Source organism: Xanthomonas sp. NCPPB 3218 (genome assembly GCF_056725185.1).
Map to the genome: position 1 here is coordinate 475,819 of NZ_CM161516.1, position 13,354 is coordinate 489,172.

General features: G+C 67.0%; 12 protein-coding genes. 5 read left to right on the top strand and 7 right to left on the bottom strand.

Going from position 1 to position 13,354, the window contains the following annotated elements; translation table 11 throughout:
* The first annotated feature begins 15 nt into the window (after positions 1–15).
* On the top strand, positions 16–1,200 hold the full coding sequence (gene pobA / locus AC1PLS_RS02085) for a 4-hydroxybenzoate 3-monooxygenase (RefSeq protein ID WP_481104163.1): 1,185 nt from the start codon (positions 16–18) through the stop codon (positions 1,198–1,200).
* A gap of 259 nt (positions 1,201–1,459) precedes the next feature.
* Positions 1,460–1,972 (top strand): nuclear transport factor 2 family protein, encoded by a 513-nt coding sequence (locus AC1PLS_RS02090; RefSeq protein ID WP_016903479.1) that lies wholly within the window; start codon positions 1,460–1,462, stop codon positions 1,970–1,972.
* 136 nt (positions 1,973–2,108) lie between these two features.
* Here the strand turns inward: AC1PLS_RS02090 and glpK are convergent, their stop codons facing one another.
* The 7 genes from glpK to AC1PLS_RS02125 form a co-directional block, all read right to left on the bottom strand.
* Positions 2,109–3,608: a glycerol kinase GlpK gene (glpK, locus tag AC1PLS_RS02095; RefSeq protein ID WP_039517354.1), complete on the bottom strand. Its 1,500-nt coding sequence runs from the start codon at positions 3,606–3,608 to the stop codon at positions 2,109–2,111.
* A 132-nt stretch (positions 3,609–3,740) separates the two neighbouring features.
* On the bottom strand, positions 3,741–4,559 hold the full coding sequence (locus AC1PLS_RS02100) for an MIP/aquaporin family protein (protein WP_016904933.1): 819 nt from the start codon (positions 4,557–4,559) through the stop codon (positions 3,741–3,743).
* A gap of 177 nt (positions 4,560–4,736) precedes the next feature.
* A complete protein-coding gene (gene glpD, locus AC1PLS_RS02105) occupies positions 4,737–6,251 on the bottom strand; it encodes a glycerol-3-phosphate dehydrogenase (RefSeq protein ID WP_104577375.1) in 1,515 nt (504 codons plus the stop codon).
* A 223-nt stretch (positions 6,252–6,474) separates the two neighbouring features.
* Positions 6,475–7,302 (bottom strand): DeoR/GlpR family DNA-binding transcription regulator, encoded by an 828-nt coding sequence (locus AC1PLS_RS02110; protein ID WP_184432386.1) that lies wholly within the window; start codon positions 7,300–7,302, stop codon positions 6,475–6,477.
* Between the two features lie 55 nt (positions 7,303–7,357).
* Positions 7,358–8,341, bottom strand: coding sequence for a PDR/VanB family oxidoreductase (locus AC1PLS_RS02115; protein WP_024938795.1), 984 nt, complete (start codon positions 8,339–8,341; stop codon positions 7,358–7,360).
* Positions 8,334–9,137 carry a GntR family transcriptional regulator gene (locus tag AC1PLS_RS02120; protein ID WP_016904720.1) on the bottom strand — a complete coding sequence of 268 codons (804 nt, stop codon included), beginning with the start codon at positions 9,135–9,137 and terminating at the stop codon, positions 8,334–8,336. The genes AC1PLS_RS02115 and AC1PLS_RS02120 overlap by 8 nt, the downstream gene beginning before the upstream one ends.
* Positions 9,138–9,157: 20 nt before the next feature.
* On the bottom strand, positions 9,158–10,234 hold the full coding sequence (locus tag AC1PLS_RS02125; protein WP_016904721.1) for an aromatic ring-hydroxylating dioxygenase subunit alpha: 1,077 nt from the start codon (positions 10,232–10,234) through the stop codon (positions 9,158–9,160).
* Between the two features lie 257 nt (positions 10,235–10,491).
* On the opposite strand from AC1PLS_RS02125, the gene AC1PLS_RS02130 reads away from it, so the two are divergent.
* The 3 genes from AC1PLS_RS02130 to pcaF are packed head-to-tail and all read left to right on the top strand — an operon-like array spanning position 10,492 to position 13,345.
* Positions 10,492–11,355, top strand: coding sequence for a CoA transferase subunit A (locus tag AC1PLS_RS02130; RefSeq protein ID WP_184432384.1), 864 nt, complete (start codon positions 10,492–10,494; stop codon positions 11,353–11,355).
* Positions 11,352–12,140, top strand: a complete 789-nt coding sequence (locus AC1PLS_RS02135; RefSeq protein WP_102253242.1) for a CoA-transferase subunit beta — start codon at positions 11,352–11,354, stop codon at positions 12,138–12,140. The genes AC1PLS_RS02130 and AC1PLS_RS02135 overlap by 4 nt, the downstream gene beginning before the upstream one ends.
* Complete coding sequence (gene pcaF, locus AC1PLS_RS02140) at positions 12,137–13,345, top strand: 3-oxoadipyl-CoA thiolase (protein ID WP_184432382.1); 1,209 nt, start codon at positions 12,137–12,139, stop codon at positions 13,343–13,345. Before AC1PLS_RS02135 ends, pcaF begins: the two co-directional genes overlap by 4 nt.
* Positions 13,346–13,354: the final 9 nt, after the last annotated feature.

Genomic DNA, 13,354 nt, shown 5'->3' on the forward strand with positions numbered 1-13,354 from the left:
AGGCAGGAGCATTGCATGCGAACCCAGATCGCGATCATCGGCGCCGGCCCCTCCGGCCTGTTGCTGGGCGAGCTGTTGCTGCGGGCCGGTATCGATACCGTGGTGATCGAGCGGCAGACCCCGGAGCATGTGCTGGGGCGTATCCGTGCCGGCGTGCTGGAACAGGGCAGTGTGGCGCTGCTGCAGCAGGCAGGCGTTGGCGCACGCGTGCAACGCGAAGGCTTGCCGCATCACGGCTTCGAACTGTCGCTGGATGGCCGGCGGGAGCGTATCGATCTGCTGCGCGGCTGCGGACGCAGCGTGACCGTCTACGGCCAGACCGAGGTCACTGCCGACCTGATGCAGGCCCGTGCGCGCAGCGCTGCGCCAACGTATTACAGCGCGCAGGACGTGACACTGTGCGGAGTGGACAGCGACGCGCCTGCGGTGGAATTCACCCACGATGGCCAGCGCCTGCGTATCGACTGCGACTATATCGTCGGCTGCGACGGCTTCCATGGCATCAGCCGCGCCAGCATCCCGCCGGAGCGACTGCGCCTGTTCGAGCGGGTGTACCCGTTCGGGTGGCTTGGCGTGCTTGCCGACACCCCACCGGTCAACGACGAGTTGATCTACGCGCAGCACCCACGCGGCTTTGCCTTATGTTCGATGCGCTCGCCGACGCGCTCGCGCTATTACGTGCAGGTGCCGGCCGATGCGCGGGTGGAGGCATGGAGCGATCAGGCGTTCTGGGATGAGTTGCGTGCGCGTCTGCCAGACGCCTTGTCTGCGCAACTGGTCACCGGGCCGTCGATCGAGAAGAGCATTGCGCCGTTGCGTAGCTTCGTCGTCGAACCCATGCAGTACGGGCGTCTGTTCCTGGCCGGCGATGCCGCGCATATCGTGCCGCCCACCGGCGCCAAGGGCTTGAATCTGGCGCTGGCCGATGTCGGCTTGCTGGCGCAATTGTTCGAGCGCTGGAACGCGCGTGGCGATACCACGGTGCTGCAACAGTATTCGGCGCTAGCGCTGCAGCGGGTATGGAAGGCCGAACGGTTTTCATGGTGGATGACCACCTTGCTGCATACCTTCGACGACCAGGACGCGTTCTCCGCACGCATTCATGCCGCAGAACTGGATTATCTGCTGGACAGCGAGGCCGGGCGGGCCACCCTGGCCGAAAACTATGCGGGGTTGCCCTTGGTGGAGCTGCCGGATTGAGCGTAGCGGTGGCCGCCGTCGAGATGCCTCGTGCGTGCGCGAGAGAAAACCGACTGCGCTGGTTATCTTCTGATTACCACCAATACCGCAGGTGCCCTGGTGCACTCCAGGGCAGCTAGCGGGCGAGCGGACGCGGCCGTTAGGCTGGCGGCGACGCGTGGAAAACCCTGTATGCCAAGGCGCGTCGTCCCCCAATCAACGGTGCAGCGTGCTGGTATCCCTGCCAATGCAGTGCCCGTCTCCACATAAGGAGTCTTCCATGAATAAGCTGTTCTCCCGCGCCTTGCTGCTGGTCATGCTGGTGGCACCGGTGGCTGCGTTCGCGCAGACCGCAGTGACTGAAAATCCCAACCACCAGAAGATGCTGCTTGGCTCCACCTGGTATGAAACCGCCAACAAGCGGCTGGTCTACGATTTCTGGCGCATCGTGTTCGAAGCCGGCCAGGTGCAGTATGCGCCGATGTACATGGACAAGAACTACATCCAGCACAACCCGAATGTGGCCAATGGCCGCGATGCGTTCATTGCCTTCCTGACCGCCTTCGTGAAGCCGACGCCGGTGCAGCCGCGCGTGCAGCTGCCGCTGGTGGCCATCACTGCCGACGGCGATCTGGTCACGCTGGTGTCGGTGCGCACCTTGCCCAATCCGAACAAACCGGGCACCACCTACACGACCACCTGGTTCGACATGTTCCGCATCGAAAAAGGCCTGATCAAGGAGCATTGGGATCCGGACACCATTGCCGGCCGCGCCAATAGCGGCGGCCAGTAATCGCTGCTGTATTGCAGGGCTGCAGCGTGCAGCCCTGCAATACGTGATCCATGCAGGTCGTCAGCAACCCATGCAAGTGGTTGACGGAAACGACAACGCCCGCCTGATAGTGGGCGTTGTTTTTTGAGCGCAGCGGTCAGCTGATGCGGAAGCCCATCGTCGCTTCCACCGCCTGCTGCCAGCCGGCATAGAGTTGTTCGCGCTTGTCGTCGGCCATGGTCGGCTCGAAGCGGCGATCCACCGCCCACTGCTTGGCGATCTCTTCGCGGCTGCTCCAGAACCCGGTCGCCAGACCGGCCAGATAGGCCGCGCCAAGCGCGGTGGTTTCGGCCACTTCCGGGCGCAGCACCGGCACGTTGAGCATGTCGCTCTGGAACTGCGCCATGAAGTCGTTGGCGATGGCGCCACCGTCAGCGCGCAGTTCCTTCAGCTCGATGCCCGAATCGGCCTGCATCGCAGTCAACACGTCGCGGGTCTGGTAGGCCATCGATTCCACCGCCGCACGCACGAAATGTTCCTTGGTGGTGCCGCGGGTCAGCCCGAACACCGCGCCGCGGATATCGCTGCGCCAATACGGTGCGCCCAGGCCAACGAAGGCCGGCACCAGATAGACCCCGTCGTTGTCGCCGGCACGTTCTGCGTAGGCCTGCGAGTCGCTGGCCTTGCCGAGCATGCGCAGGCCGTCGCGCAGCCACTGCACCACCGAGCCGGCGACGAAGATCGAACCTTCCAACGCGTATTCGACCTTGCCGTCGATGCCCCAGGCGATCGTGGTCAACAGACCGGCCTTGGACGCAACCGCCTTGTCGCCGGTATTCATCAGCGCAAAGCAGCCGGTGCCATAGGTGTTCTTGGCCATGCCCGGCTCGAAGCAGGCCTGCCCGAACAGCGCCGCCTGCTGGTCGCCGGCGATCCCGGCGATCGGCACCTGCTCGCCGTAGAAATACTGGGTCTGGGTCATGCCGTAGATTTCGCTGGACGAGCGCACCTCCGGCAGCATCTCCTTCGGCACGTCGAGCATGGCCAGCAGCTCGGCGTCCCACTCCAGCGTATGGATGTTGTACATCAGCGTGCGCGAGGCATTGGTGTAGTCGGTGACATGCACCTTGCCGCCGGTGAGATTCCAGATCAGCCAGCTGTCGATGGTGCCGAAGGCCAGCTCGCCGTTACGCGCGCGTTCGCGGGCGCCGTCGACATGGTCGAGGATCCATTTGACCTTGGTGCCGGAAAAATACGCATCGATCAGCAGGCCGGTCTTGTCGCGCACCATCTGCTCGTGCCCGGCCTCCTTGAGCTGCGTGCAGATGTCCTTGGTCTGCCGCGATTGCCAGACGATGGCGTTGTAGATCGGCTGGCCGGTGGCCTTGTCCCACACCACCGCGGTCTCACGCTGGTTGGTGATGCCGATACCGGCGATCGAGCGCGCATCGATCTGCGCGTTGTTGAGCAGCTCGGTGATCGTGGTGTAGACGCTGGTCATGATCTCGCGCGGGTTGTGTTCCACCCAGCCCGGCTGCGGAAAGATCTGGCCGAACTCGCGCTGCGCCACGCCGGCCACCTTGCCGTTGCGATCGAACAACATCGCCCGTGAACTGGTGGTGCCTTGATCGATCGCAAGGACGTATTGCTTTTCCATCGGAGAATCCTCGAACAATGCCGGCGCTGGCGCACGGCGAGAAAGGGGGCAGTGCACGCCGCTGCGCGAAAGGCCGATAAAACCCAGCCTGCCCGGCGGCGGCGCTGTGCTGTCAGTCGTGCAGCAGGGCGATCAGCGCGGATCGAGCGGTTTGCCGCCCTGCAGATGGCGCACGCGTGCCGGCAGGAACGGCAGGATCAGCCACTGGTAGGCGAGCGCGCCGATCGGGCCGCCGATCAATGGGCCGACAATGGGAATCCACCAGTAGTTGTCCTTGGCCGGCAACGCGGCCTCGCCCCAGCCGGCAAGGTAGGCGAACAGACGCGGGCCGAAATCGCGCGCCGGATTCATCGCCCAGGCTTCCAGATAGCCCATCGACGCGCCCAGCGTCGCCACCAGCAGGCCGATCATCAGCGCGCCGGAGTTGGCGGTCGGCGCGGCTTCGTTGAATTGTTCGGTGATGGCGAAGATGCCAAAGATCAGGAACGCGGTGATGATGATCTGGTCGACCAGCGCGTGCATCGGCGTGACCGCAAGGCCGGGTGCGGTGAAGAACACCCCGGCGGCGCCACCGGCTTCGCGGGTGAGTTGCTGCACCTGGTTGTAGTGGTCGATGACCGGGCCGTACAACTGGTAGACGATGGCCGCGCCCAGGAATGCGCCGATCACCTGCGCGCCCCAGTACGGCAGCACCTTCTTCCAGGAGAAACCGCGGAACAGCGCCAGCGCCAGCGTCACCGCCGGGTTGGCATGTGTGCCGGACACCGAGCCGGTGACATAGATCGCCAGCGTCACCGCCAGGCCCCAGGCGATGCACACGCCCCAATAGGCGTTCTGGTACGGGCTGGGGTCGTAGAGGACGTACATCGCCGCGACCGAATCGCCGAGCGCGATGATGATGAACATCGCCACCGCTTCGGAGATCAACTCACCCACGAGTTGGCGGCTCATGCGCGCGTCCTCGTGCCGATGGCGATGACGCAGGCAGGGTGGTGCGATGCGCGCATTGGCGCGCAGGGGTCTTCGGTGATGCTCATCAGGGTGCCCTCCACGTGACTCAGGATGATGCTGGCGAATGCGCCAGGATACGTTGCCGCGCGACCCGTCCTCGCCGGCAACGTGGTTCGATCAGGCCGGCATGCCGTCCGCCTGCCGGACCGAGTGTGTCTGCAGGTACGCCTCCAGGCGTGCGCGCCCGGCCGCGTCGATGCGCAGGCCGAGTTTGCTGCGGCGCCACAGGATGTCGTCGGCGGTCACGGCCCATTCGTGGGCACGCAGGTAATCCACCTCGGCCTGGTACAGATCTGCACCGAAGTGTGTGCCCAAGGCGGCGATGTCCTGCGCCTGGCCCAGCAGCTGCTCCGCACAGGTGCCGTAGTTGCGCACCAGCCGCTGCGCGGTCGGCGCCGGCAGCCATGGGTATGCGTTGCGCACGCGCTCGAGCAGGCTGGCGATATCGCGTTGTTCGCCGCCGGGCAATGCATCGCCGCGCGCGGTCCATGCCGGCTTGCGGACACCCAGCGCCTGGGTGAGGCGGTCGACCGCTTCTTCGGCCAGCTTGCGATAGGTGGTGAGCTTGCCGCCGAACACGTTGAGCAACGGTGCGCCGTCGGTAAGCACTTCCAGCTGGTAGTCGCGGGTGACTTCGGCAGCGTTGTCCTCGGCGTCGTCCAGCAGCGGACGCACGCCGCTATAGCTCCACACCACATCGTTGGGGGCGATCTGCTGCTGGAAATACAGGTTCACCGCATCGCACAGGTACTGCACTTCGGCCGCATCGATGCTGGGCGCGGCGGGGTCGGCCTGGTAATCCACGTCGGTGGTGCCGATCAGGGTGAAGTCGTGCTCGTAGGGGATGGCGAACACGATGCGCCGATCCGGTTGCTGGAAGATGTAGGCGTGGTCGTGGTCGAACAACTTGGGCACCACGATGTGGCTGCCCTTGACCAGGCGCAGTGCGTGCTTGTGAGGCACTGCGGCGACCTTGTCCAGGAACGACACCGCCCACGGCCCGGCCGCGTTGGCCAGCGCACGCGCCTGCACGGTGCGGCGGCGGCCGTCGCGGTCTTCCAGCTCGGCGTACCAGAAGCCTGCATCGCGCCAGGCACCGACGCAGCGTGTGCGGGTGCGGATCTGTGCGCCACGCCTGGCGGCGTCCATCGCATTGAGCACCACCAGCCGCGCATCCTGCACCCAGGCATCGGAGTACACGAAGCCGGTGCGCAGCGATTCCTGCAGCGGCTGGCCAACCGGGTGCGTGCGCAGCGACAGCCGACGCGAGCGCGGCAGGCTGCGCTTGCTGCCGCCGAGATGGTCGTACAGGAACAGGCCGGCTCGGATCATCCAGGCCGGGCGCAGATGCGGTTGATGCGGCAGCAGGAAGCGCAGCGGCCAGATGATGTGCGGAGCCAGCCGCAGCAACACCTCGCGCTCGGCCAGCGCCTTGCCGACCAGCGCGAACTCGTACTGCTCCAGATAGCGCAGGCCACCGTGAATGAGCTTGGTGCTGGCGCTGCTGGTATGCGCGGCCAGATCGTCCTGCTCGCACAGGCACACCGACAGGCCACGCCCGGCCGCATCGCGGGCGATGCCGACCCCGTTGATGCCGCCGCCTATCACCAGAAGATCGTATGTCTCGCCCATCGGTGTCTCCGTCCGGGCGCGCCAGTAGCGAACCCAAGTTGTCATGTTCGAACATATTCGAACATCAAACCTTTTCGGGACGTGAAGAACTTCAAGGCTTGAGAACTAGGCAATTAAAGAGTAAAACGGCCTATCAAAGTCGGAATCCTGATAGCCAAAGCGGATCATCAAGGTCGCGGAGTCGGCACGCCGCGCCGCAAACGCACAAAAACGAACAATTGGCTCAGCCGGCGTCGCCAGGCGAGGCCAAATGCACACGGGTGCCGGCCTCGGCCAGCACGGCGGCCAGTTCCTGCGGCGGCGGCCGGTCGGTGAACCAGTCGTGCACCTGGGCGATCGCGCCCAGTCGCACCATGGCGTTGCGGCCGAACTTGCTGTGGTCGGCGGCCAGCAGCACCTGCCGCGAGTGCTCGATGATGGCCTGGGCCACGCGCACTTCCTGGTAGTCGAAATCCAGCAGGGTGCCGTCCAGATCGATGCCGGAAATGCCGATCACCCCGAAGTCGACCTTGAACTGCCGGACCAGCTCCACCGTCGCCTCGCCAGTCACGCCCTGGTCGCGCCCGCGCACCACGCCACCGGCCACGATCACCTCGAAGCTGGGGTTGGCGCTGAGCATCACCGCCACGTTGAGGTTGTTGGTGATCACGCGCAGGCCGCGGTGCTGCAGCAAGGCGCGCGCGACCTCTTCGTTGGTGGTGCCCAGGTTGATGAACAACGAGGCATCGTCGGGAATGAAGCGGGCGACCTGCGCGGCGATGTGCTGTTTCTCGCGCGCCTGCAGCGCCTTGCGCGCGGTGTAGGCCAGGTTTTCCACGCTCGAGGGCATGCTGACGCCACCGTGATAGCGGCGCAGCACGCCGGCATCGCACAGCAGGGTCAGATCGCGACGGATGGTCTGCGGCGTCACCTCGAAGCGCGTCGCCAGCCCTTCCACCTCGGCAAAGCCCTGCTGCCGCACCAATGCCACCAATTGTTCCTGGCGCGGGTTGAGTGCCGGCGCCGGGACCGTCCTGTAGTGAGTCGACTCCATGCGCAGATGATCGCGCATGCGCGTGAGGATGCAAACACGCGCTGCGCGAGCGCCGGCGTGTGGATGGCTGCGCTCAGCCCAGCTCGCCGCGGTAGCCGGTATCGATGCTGATGCTGCCGCCCACCGCGCGCGACACGCAGGCGCACAGCTTGCGGTTCTCGCGGCGCTGTTCGTCGCTGAAGAACACATCGCGGTGATCGATATCGGCCGCGCTGTCCAGCACCTCGACCGCGCACAGCCCGCATTCGCCGCGCCGGCATTCGGCGATCAGCTCGACTCCGGCATCGGCCAGCGCATCCAGCATCGATTCGTTCTCGGCCACTGGCACTTCCAGGCCGAGCCCGGGCAGCTTGACCACGAACGCCTGCGCCGGCACCCGCCCGCTGTTGCCGAAGGTTTCGAAGTGCAGCCGCGCGCGCGGACGCCCGGCGGCGTGCCAGTGCTGGCGCACCGCCTCGAGCATGCCGAGCGGGCCGCACACGTACACCTCGGCATTGGGCGACAGCCGCGCCAGCTCGGCAGCAAGATCCGCCGGGCCGGCGCCGTCGTCGCATTGCAGCTGCAGGCGCTCGCCCAGCAGCGCTTCCAGTTCGTCGACATAGGCCATCGCACGGCGCGTGCGCCCGGCATACAGCAGGCGGAACGCGCGATGGCGGCGCGCCAGCCGCTGCGCCATGCCGATGATCGGGGTGATGCCGATCCCGCCGGCGATCAGCAGGATCTCCTCGCCGCCCTCGTCCAGCGCAAAGTTGTTGCTGGGCGGGGAGATCTCCACCACATCGCCGGGCTGCAGCGTCCACATGTGCCGCGAGCCGCCGCGGCTGTCGGGCATCTGCCGTACTGCGATCTGGTAGTGGCCATCGGCACGTGGCTCGCCCACCAGCGAGTACGAGCGTACGTCGGCGCGGCCATGCAGCTGCACGCGAAAATCCAGATGGCTGCCGACTTCGAAGCCGCGCGCCGCGGTGCCCGGATCGAGCACGATTTCGCGCACGCCCTCGCAGGCGTCGGCAATGCTGACCACGTGGGCGCTGTGCCACTGGGTGTCTTTACGCATGGGGAACTCCAGGCAGAGGGGTGGGCCGGCTGCTGCCGGCAGTGGCGGGATGGGCGCGGCCGATCAATGCGCCGCCGCGCACCTGGGTGATCGCCGCCGGGGTCTGCAGCACGTGGCGCAGATTGCGATGGGCCAGCCGTGCGTGTTCGCGCATCAGCGCTTCGGCGCGCGCGCCCTGGCGGTCTTCGATGGCGGCCAGGACTTCGCGGTGCTGGTCCTGCGCCAGGGTCAGGATCAGCCGCGCCTCGGCGCTGGTGGTCTGCGCCATGACCAGGCTGTTGGGCGAGGCGAACGGCAGCTGCAGCACGCGGGTGAGCTCGCGGCCCAGCACATCGCTGCCGGCCATGGCCACCAGCAACGCATGGAATTGCGCATTGGCCTGCACGTACGCGCTGAAGTCGATGGCGTGCAACGGCGAGCCGACGATGCGGTCGAGCGTGTCCAGCAGCTGACGTGCCTGGGCCAGCGCCGCGGCCGATGCACCGCGCTCGGCCGCCATGCGCGCGGCCAGGCCTTCGAGCGTGCCGCGCAGTTCGATCGCATCGTGCACGTCGCGTTCGCTGAAGGCCTGCACCGCATAGCCGCCGCCGGGCAGTGCGCTGGCCAGGCCTTCTTCGCACAGCCGCTGCAACGCGGCGCGCACGGGAGTACGCGACATGCCCAGCCGCTGCACCACCGCCAGCTCGGACAGGCGCGTTCCGGCCGGCAGGGTGCCGTCGAGGATCAGTTCGCGTAGCGACAGCAGTGCGCGCGTGGTCTGCGCGGCACTGCTGCGAAACGGGGTGGCGGGTGACATGGAAACCTCCGGTGCGGTGCTCAGCCCACCATGCGCAGCGACAGTTCCTGCGCGCGCTGCTCCTGGGCGATCAGCCGATCGATCACGCGGCGCGCCCACATCCCGCCGGCATCGACGTTGAGGTTGTAGAAGGTGTGATCCGGATGCGCGTCGATGGCGCGTTGCTGCGCTTCCAGCACCGCCTCGTCCTCGCCGAACACGCCGGTGACGCCTGCACGGGTCAGCGTGGTCAGCGATTGGTCGTGCAGCGCGTAGTTGCGCATGAACGCCCAGAAGTAGTGGCAGGTGGTGTCGGTTTCCGGCGTGATGGTATTGAGCACATAGCCGTTGACACCCTGGCTGCGGTCGCCCTCCGGCGCACCGGTGCCGGCGATGGCTACGCCGACGTCGATGGCGATGGTGCCGGGCGCTTCGAAGCGGATGATCTGCCAGCGGTCGACCTTGCCGCGGTAATCCAGATGGCGCGCGATCTGGCTGGCCCAGAATGGCGGCGCGTCGATGTTGCGCATCCAGCGCGACACCACCACCGAGCGGTCGCCATGCATCACCTCGAACGGCGCTTCGGCGATCTCGTCCTGGCCGATGCTGGAGCCGTGCACGAAGGTCTCGTGGGTCAGGTCCATCAGGTTGTCCAGCACCAGCCGGTAGTCGCACTTGGCATAGATGGTGCGGCCATCGCCGGCCCAGGCCGGATCGTGCGCCCAGTGCAGGTCGGGAATCAGGCGGGTGTCGGCCTGCGCCGGGTCGCCGGGCCAGATCCACACATAGCGATGCTTCTCGGCCACCGGAAAACTGCGCACGCACGCGGAGGGATTGATGGTCTCCTGCGAGGGCATGTGCACGCAGCGGCCCTGGCTGTTGTAGACCAGCCCGTGGTAACCGCACACCACATCGTCGCCGCGCAGCTTGCCCATCGACAGCGGTACCAGGCGATGCCAGCACGCATCCTCGAGCGCGATCACCGCCCCGGCAGTGGTGCGATAGACCACCACATCCAGGTTGCAGACCTTGCGCGGGGTCAGCGCATGCTTGATCTCGTGGTCCCAGGCGACGGCGTACCACGCGTTGAGGGGAAACAGCTGCTTGGACTGGGACATGACCGTGGCTCCTGGGGTTTTGTATACAACCTGGGGTGCGGATCGGCAGCGGTACGCCGGCTGGCGACCAGTTGACGCGCATGCCGGCGCTGGCGTCTGCTTGCAAGCGAAGTTATGTATACACCGGAGACAATGTTGGAGCGTCGGTCGCCCGCCGAAATTGTGCGATTATCGAATTGATGCACCGATAATCGCATTGACCGGGCTGTGCAGCCGCGCCTAACGTGACCACACGCTCGCTGCGCAGGACCGAAGCAATGGCCCAGATCGTCCCCCTTTCAGAAGCGGTGTCCCAGCTGATCGCCGATGGCGACTGCGTGGCGATGGAAGGCTTCACCCATCTGATTCCGCATGCGGCCGGCCACGAGGTGATCCGCCAGCGCAAGCGCGACCTGCACCTGGTGCGCATGACCCCGGACCTGATCTACGACCAGCTGATCGGCGCCGGTTGTGCATCGGCATTGCGGTTTTCCTGGGGCGGCAATCCCGGCGTCGGCTCGCTGCACCGGCTGCGTGATGCGGTCGAACATGCGTGGCCGCAGCCGCTGCAGATCCGCGAACACAGCCATGCCGACATGGCCAACGCGTATGTGGCCGGTGCCTCGGGCCTGCCGTTCGCGGTGCTGCGCGGTTATGTCGGCTCGGACCTGCCGCGCGTCAACGACAGCATCAAGTTCCTGCAATGCCCGTACACCGGCGAGACGCTGGCCACCACGCCGGCGGTCAAGCCCGATGTCACCGTCATCCATGCGCAGCAGGCCGACCGCCGCGGCAACGTGCTGCTGTGGGGCATCCTGGGCGTGCAGAAGGAAGCCGCGCTGGCGGCGCGCAAGGTGATCGTGACGGTGGAAGAGATTGTCGACACGCTGGATGCACCGCCCAACGCCTGCATCCTGCCGCGCTGGGTGGTCGATGCGGTCTGCCACGTGCCCGGCGGTGCGGCACCGTCGTACGCGCACGGTTATTACGCCCGCGACAACCGCTTCTACCTGGCCTGGGATGCGATTGCGCGCGACCGCGCCCGCTCCCAGGCCTGGATCCAGACGCACATTCTCGACACCGAGGACTTTGCCGCGTTCCAGCGCGTGTACGCGCAATCGCTGCTGCAGGTGGCCGCATGAGCGACTACAGCACCAACGAGATGATGACCGTGGCGGCGGCGCGGCGCCTGCCCGATGGCGCGGTGTGCTTTGTCGGCATCGGTCTGCCATCCACCGCCGCCAACCTGGCGCGGCTGACGCATGCGCCGGATGTCACCCTGATCTACGAATCCGGCCCGATCGGCGCGCGCCCGGACGTGCTGCCGTTGTCGATCGGCGACGGCGAGCTGGCCGAAACCGCCGACACCGTGGTCTCCACCCCAGAAATCTTCCGCTACTGGCTGCAGGGCGGGCGCGTGGATGTGGGCTTCCTTGGCGCGGCGCAGATCGATCGCCATGCCAACCTCAACACCACGGTGATCGGCCCATACGACGCGCCCAAGACACGGCTGCCCGGCGCGGGCGGCGCGCCGGAGATCGCGGCCAGCGCCAAACAGGTGTTCATCATCATTCGCCAATCCAGACGCAGCTTCGTGCCCGCGCTGGACTTCATCACCACGGTCGGGCATCTGGACGGTGGCGATGCGCGGCAGCGCGCCGGCCTGCCCGGCGCCGGCCCCACCGTGGTGGTCACCGACCTGTGCGTGATGGAGCCCGATCCCGTGACCCGCGAACTCACCGTCACCGCGCTGCATCCCGGCAGCACCCGCGAGCAGGTGAGCGCGGCCACCGGCTGGCCGATCCGCTTCGCCGCCGATCTGGCGCAGACCACCCCACCCAGTGCTGCGGAACTGCAGGCGCTGCGCGCGCTGCAGGCACGCACCGACGCAGCGCATGGCAAGCAGGCAGCCGGAGCCGAGGCATGAGCGAGGTCTATCTGATCGATGGCATCCGCACGCCGATCGGCCGCTACGGCGGCGCCCTGGCCGGCGTGCGCGCCGACGACCTGGGCGCGATACCGATCGCCGCGTTGATGGCACGCAATCCGCAACTGGAGCCGGCGCTGATCGACGACGTGTACCTGGGCTGCGCAAATCAGGCCGGCGAGGACAATCGCAATGTCGCGCGCATGAGTCTGTTGCTGGCGGGGCTGCCCAGTTCGGTGCCGGGCAGCACGCTCAATCGCCTGTGCGGTTCCGGGCTGGATGCGGTCGGCACGGTGGCGCGCGGCATCCGTGCTGGCGAGCTGGGGCTGGCGATCGCCGGCGGGGTCGAATCGATGACCCGCGCGCCCTGGGTCGTGGGCAAGGCCGAGAGCGCGTTCGCGCGCACGCAACAGCTGGAAGACACCACCATGGGCTGGCGGTTCATCAATCCGCGCCTGCAGGGCGCCTATGGCGTGGAGCTGATGGGTGAGACCGCGGAGAACGTGGCACAGCGCCATGCCATCCCGCGCGAAGACCAGGACGCGTTTGCGCTGCGCAGCCAGCAGCGCGCCGCCGCCGCACAGGCGGCCGGTTTCTTCGATGCAGAGATCACCCCGGTGCCGGTGGCCGCACGCAAAGGGGGCGAGGCGACCGCGGTCGATCGCGACGAGCATCCACGCCCGAACACCACCGCCGAGATGCTGGCCAAGCTCAAGCCGGTGTTCCGCCAGCCCGGCACGGTGACGGCCGGCAATGCGGCCGGTCTCAACGATGGCGCTGCCGCCCTGTTGTTGGCGTCTGCGCAGGCCGTGCACGCGCATGGGCTGACCCCGCGGGCACGCGTGCTCGGCTTCGCCTCGGCGGGCGTGGAGCCGGCCTATATGGGCATCGGCCCGGTACCGGCCACGCAGCGCCTGCTGGCGCGCCTGGGCCTGCGCATCGAGCAGTTCGATGCGATCGAGTTCAATGAAGCCTTCGCCGCGCAAGTGCTGGCCTGCACGCGCGCGTTCGGCCTGGCCGACGATGCCGCGCACGTCAACGCCAATGGCGGCGCCATCGCGCTGGGCCATCCCCTGGGCATGAGCGGTGCGCGACTGGCATTGACCTTGTTGCGGCAACTGGAGGCGGGCAATGGGCGGTTTGGGCTGGCCAGCATGTGCATCGGGGTCGGGCAGGGCGTGGCGCTGGCGATCGAGCGCGTGTAGTGCGCCGAT

Coding starts and splice junctions, on each gene's coding strand:
- pobA (WP_481104163.1), top strand. CDS start 16: ATGCGAACCCAGATCGCGATCATCGGCGCCGGCCCCTCCGGCCTGTTG.
- AC1PLS_RS02090 (WP_016903479.1), top strand. CDS start 1,460: ATGAATAAGCTGTTCTCCCGCGCCTTGCTGCTGGTCATGCTGGTGGCA.
- glpK (WP_039517354.1), bottom strand. CDS start 3,608: ATGGAAAAGCAATACGTCCTTGCGATCGATCAAGGCACCACCAGTTCA.
- AC1PLS_RS02100 (WP_016904933.1), bottom strand. CDS start 4,559: ATGAGCCGCCAACTCGTGGGTGAGTTGATCTCCGAAGCGGTGGCGATG.
- glpD (WP_104577375.1), bottom strand. CDS start 6,251: ATGGGCGAGACATACGATCTTCTGGTGATAGGCGGCGGCATCAACGGG.
- AC1PLS_RS02110 (WP_184432386.1), bottom strand. CDS start 7,302: ATGCGCGATCATCTGCGCATGGAGTCGACTCACTACAGGACGGTCCCG.
- AC1PLS_RS02115 (WP_024938795.1), bottom strand. CDS start 8,341: ATGCGTAAAGACACCCAGTGGCACAGCGCCCACGTGGTCAGCATTGCC.
- AC1PLS_RS02120 (WP_016904720.1), bottom strand. CDS start 9,137: ATGTCACCCGCCACCCCGTTTCGCAGCAGTGCCGCGCAGACCACGCGC.
- AC1PLS_RS02125 (WP_016904721.1), bottom strand. CDS start 10,234: ATGTCCCAGTCCAAGCAGCTGTTTCCCCTCAACGCGTGGTACGCCGTC.
- AC1PLS_RS02130 (WP_184432384.1), top strand. CDS start 10,492: ATGGCCCAGATCGTCCCCCTTTCAGAAGCGGTGTCCCAGCTGATCGCC.
- AC1PLS_RS02135 (WP_102253242.1), top strand. CDS start 11,352: ATGAGCGACTACAGCACCAACGAGATGATGACCGTGGCGGCGGCGCGG.
- pcaF (WP_184432382.1), top strand. CDS start 12,137: ATGAGCGAGGTCTATCTGATCGATGGCATCCGCACGCCGATCGGCCGC.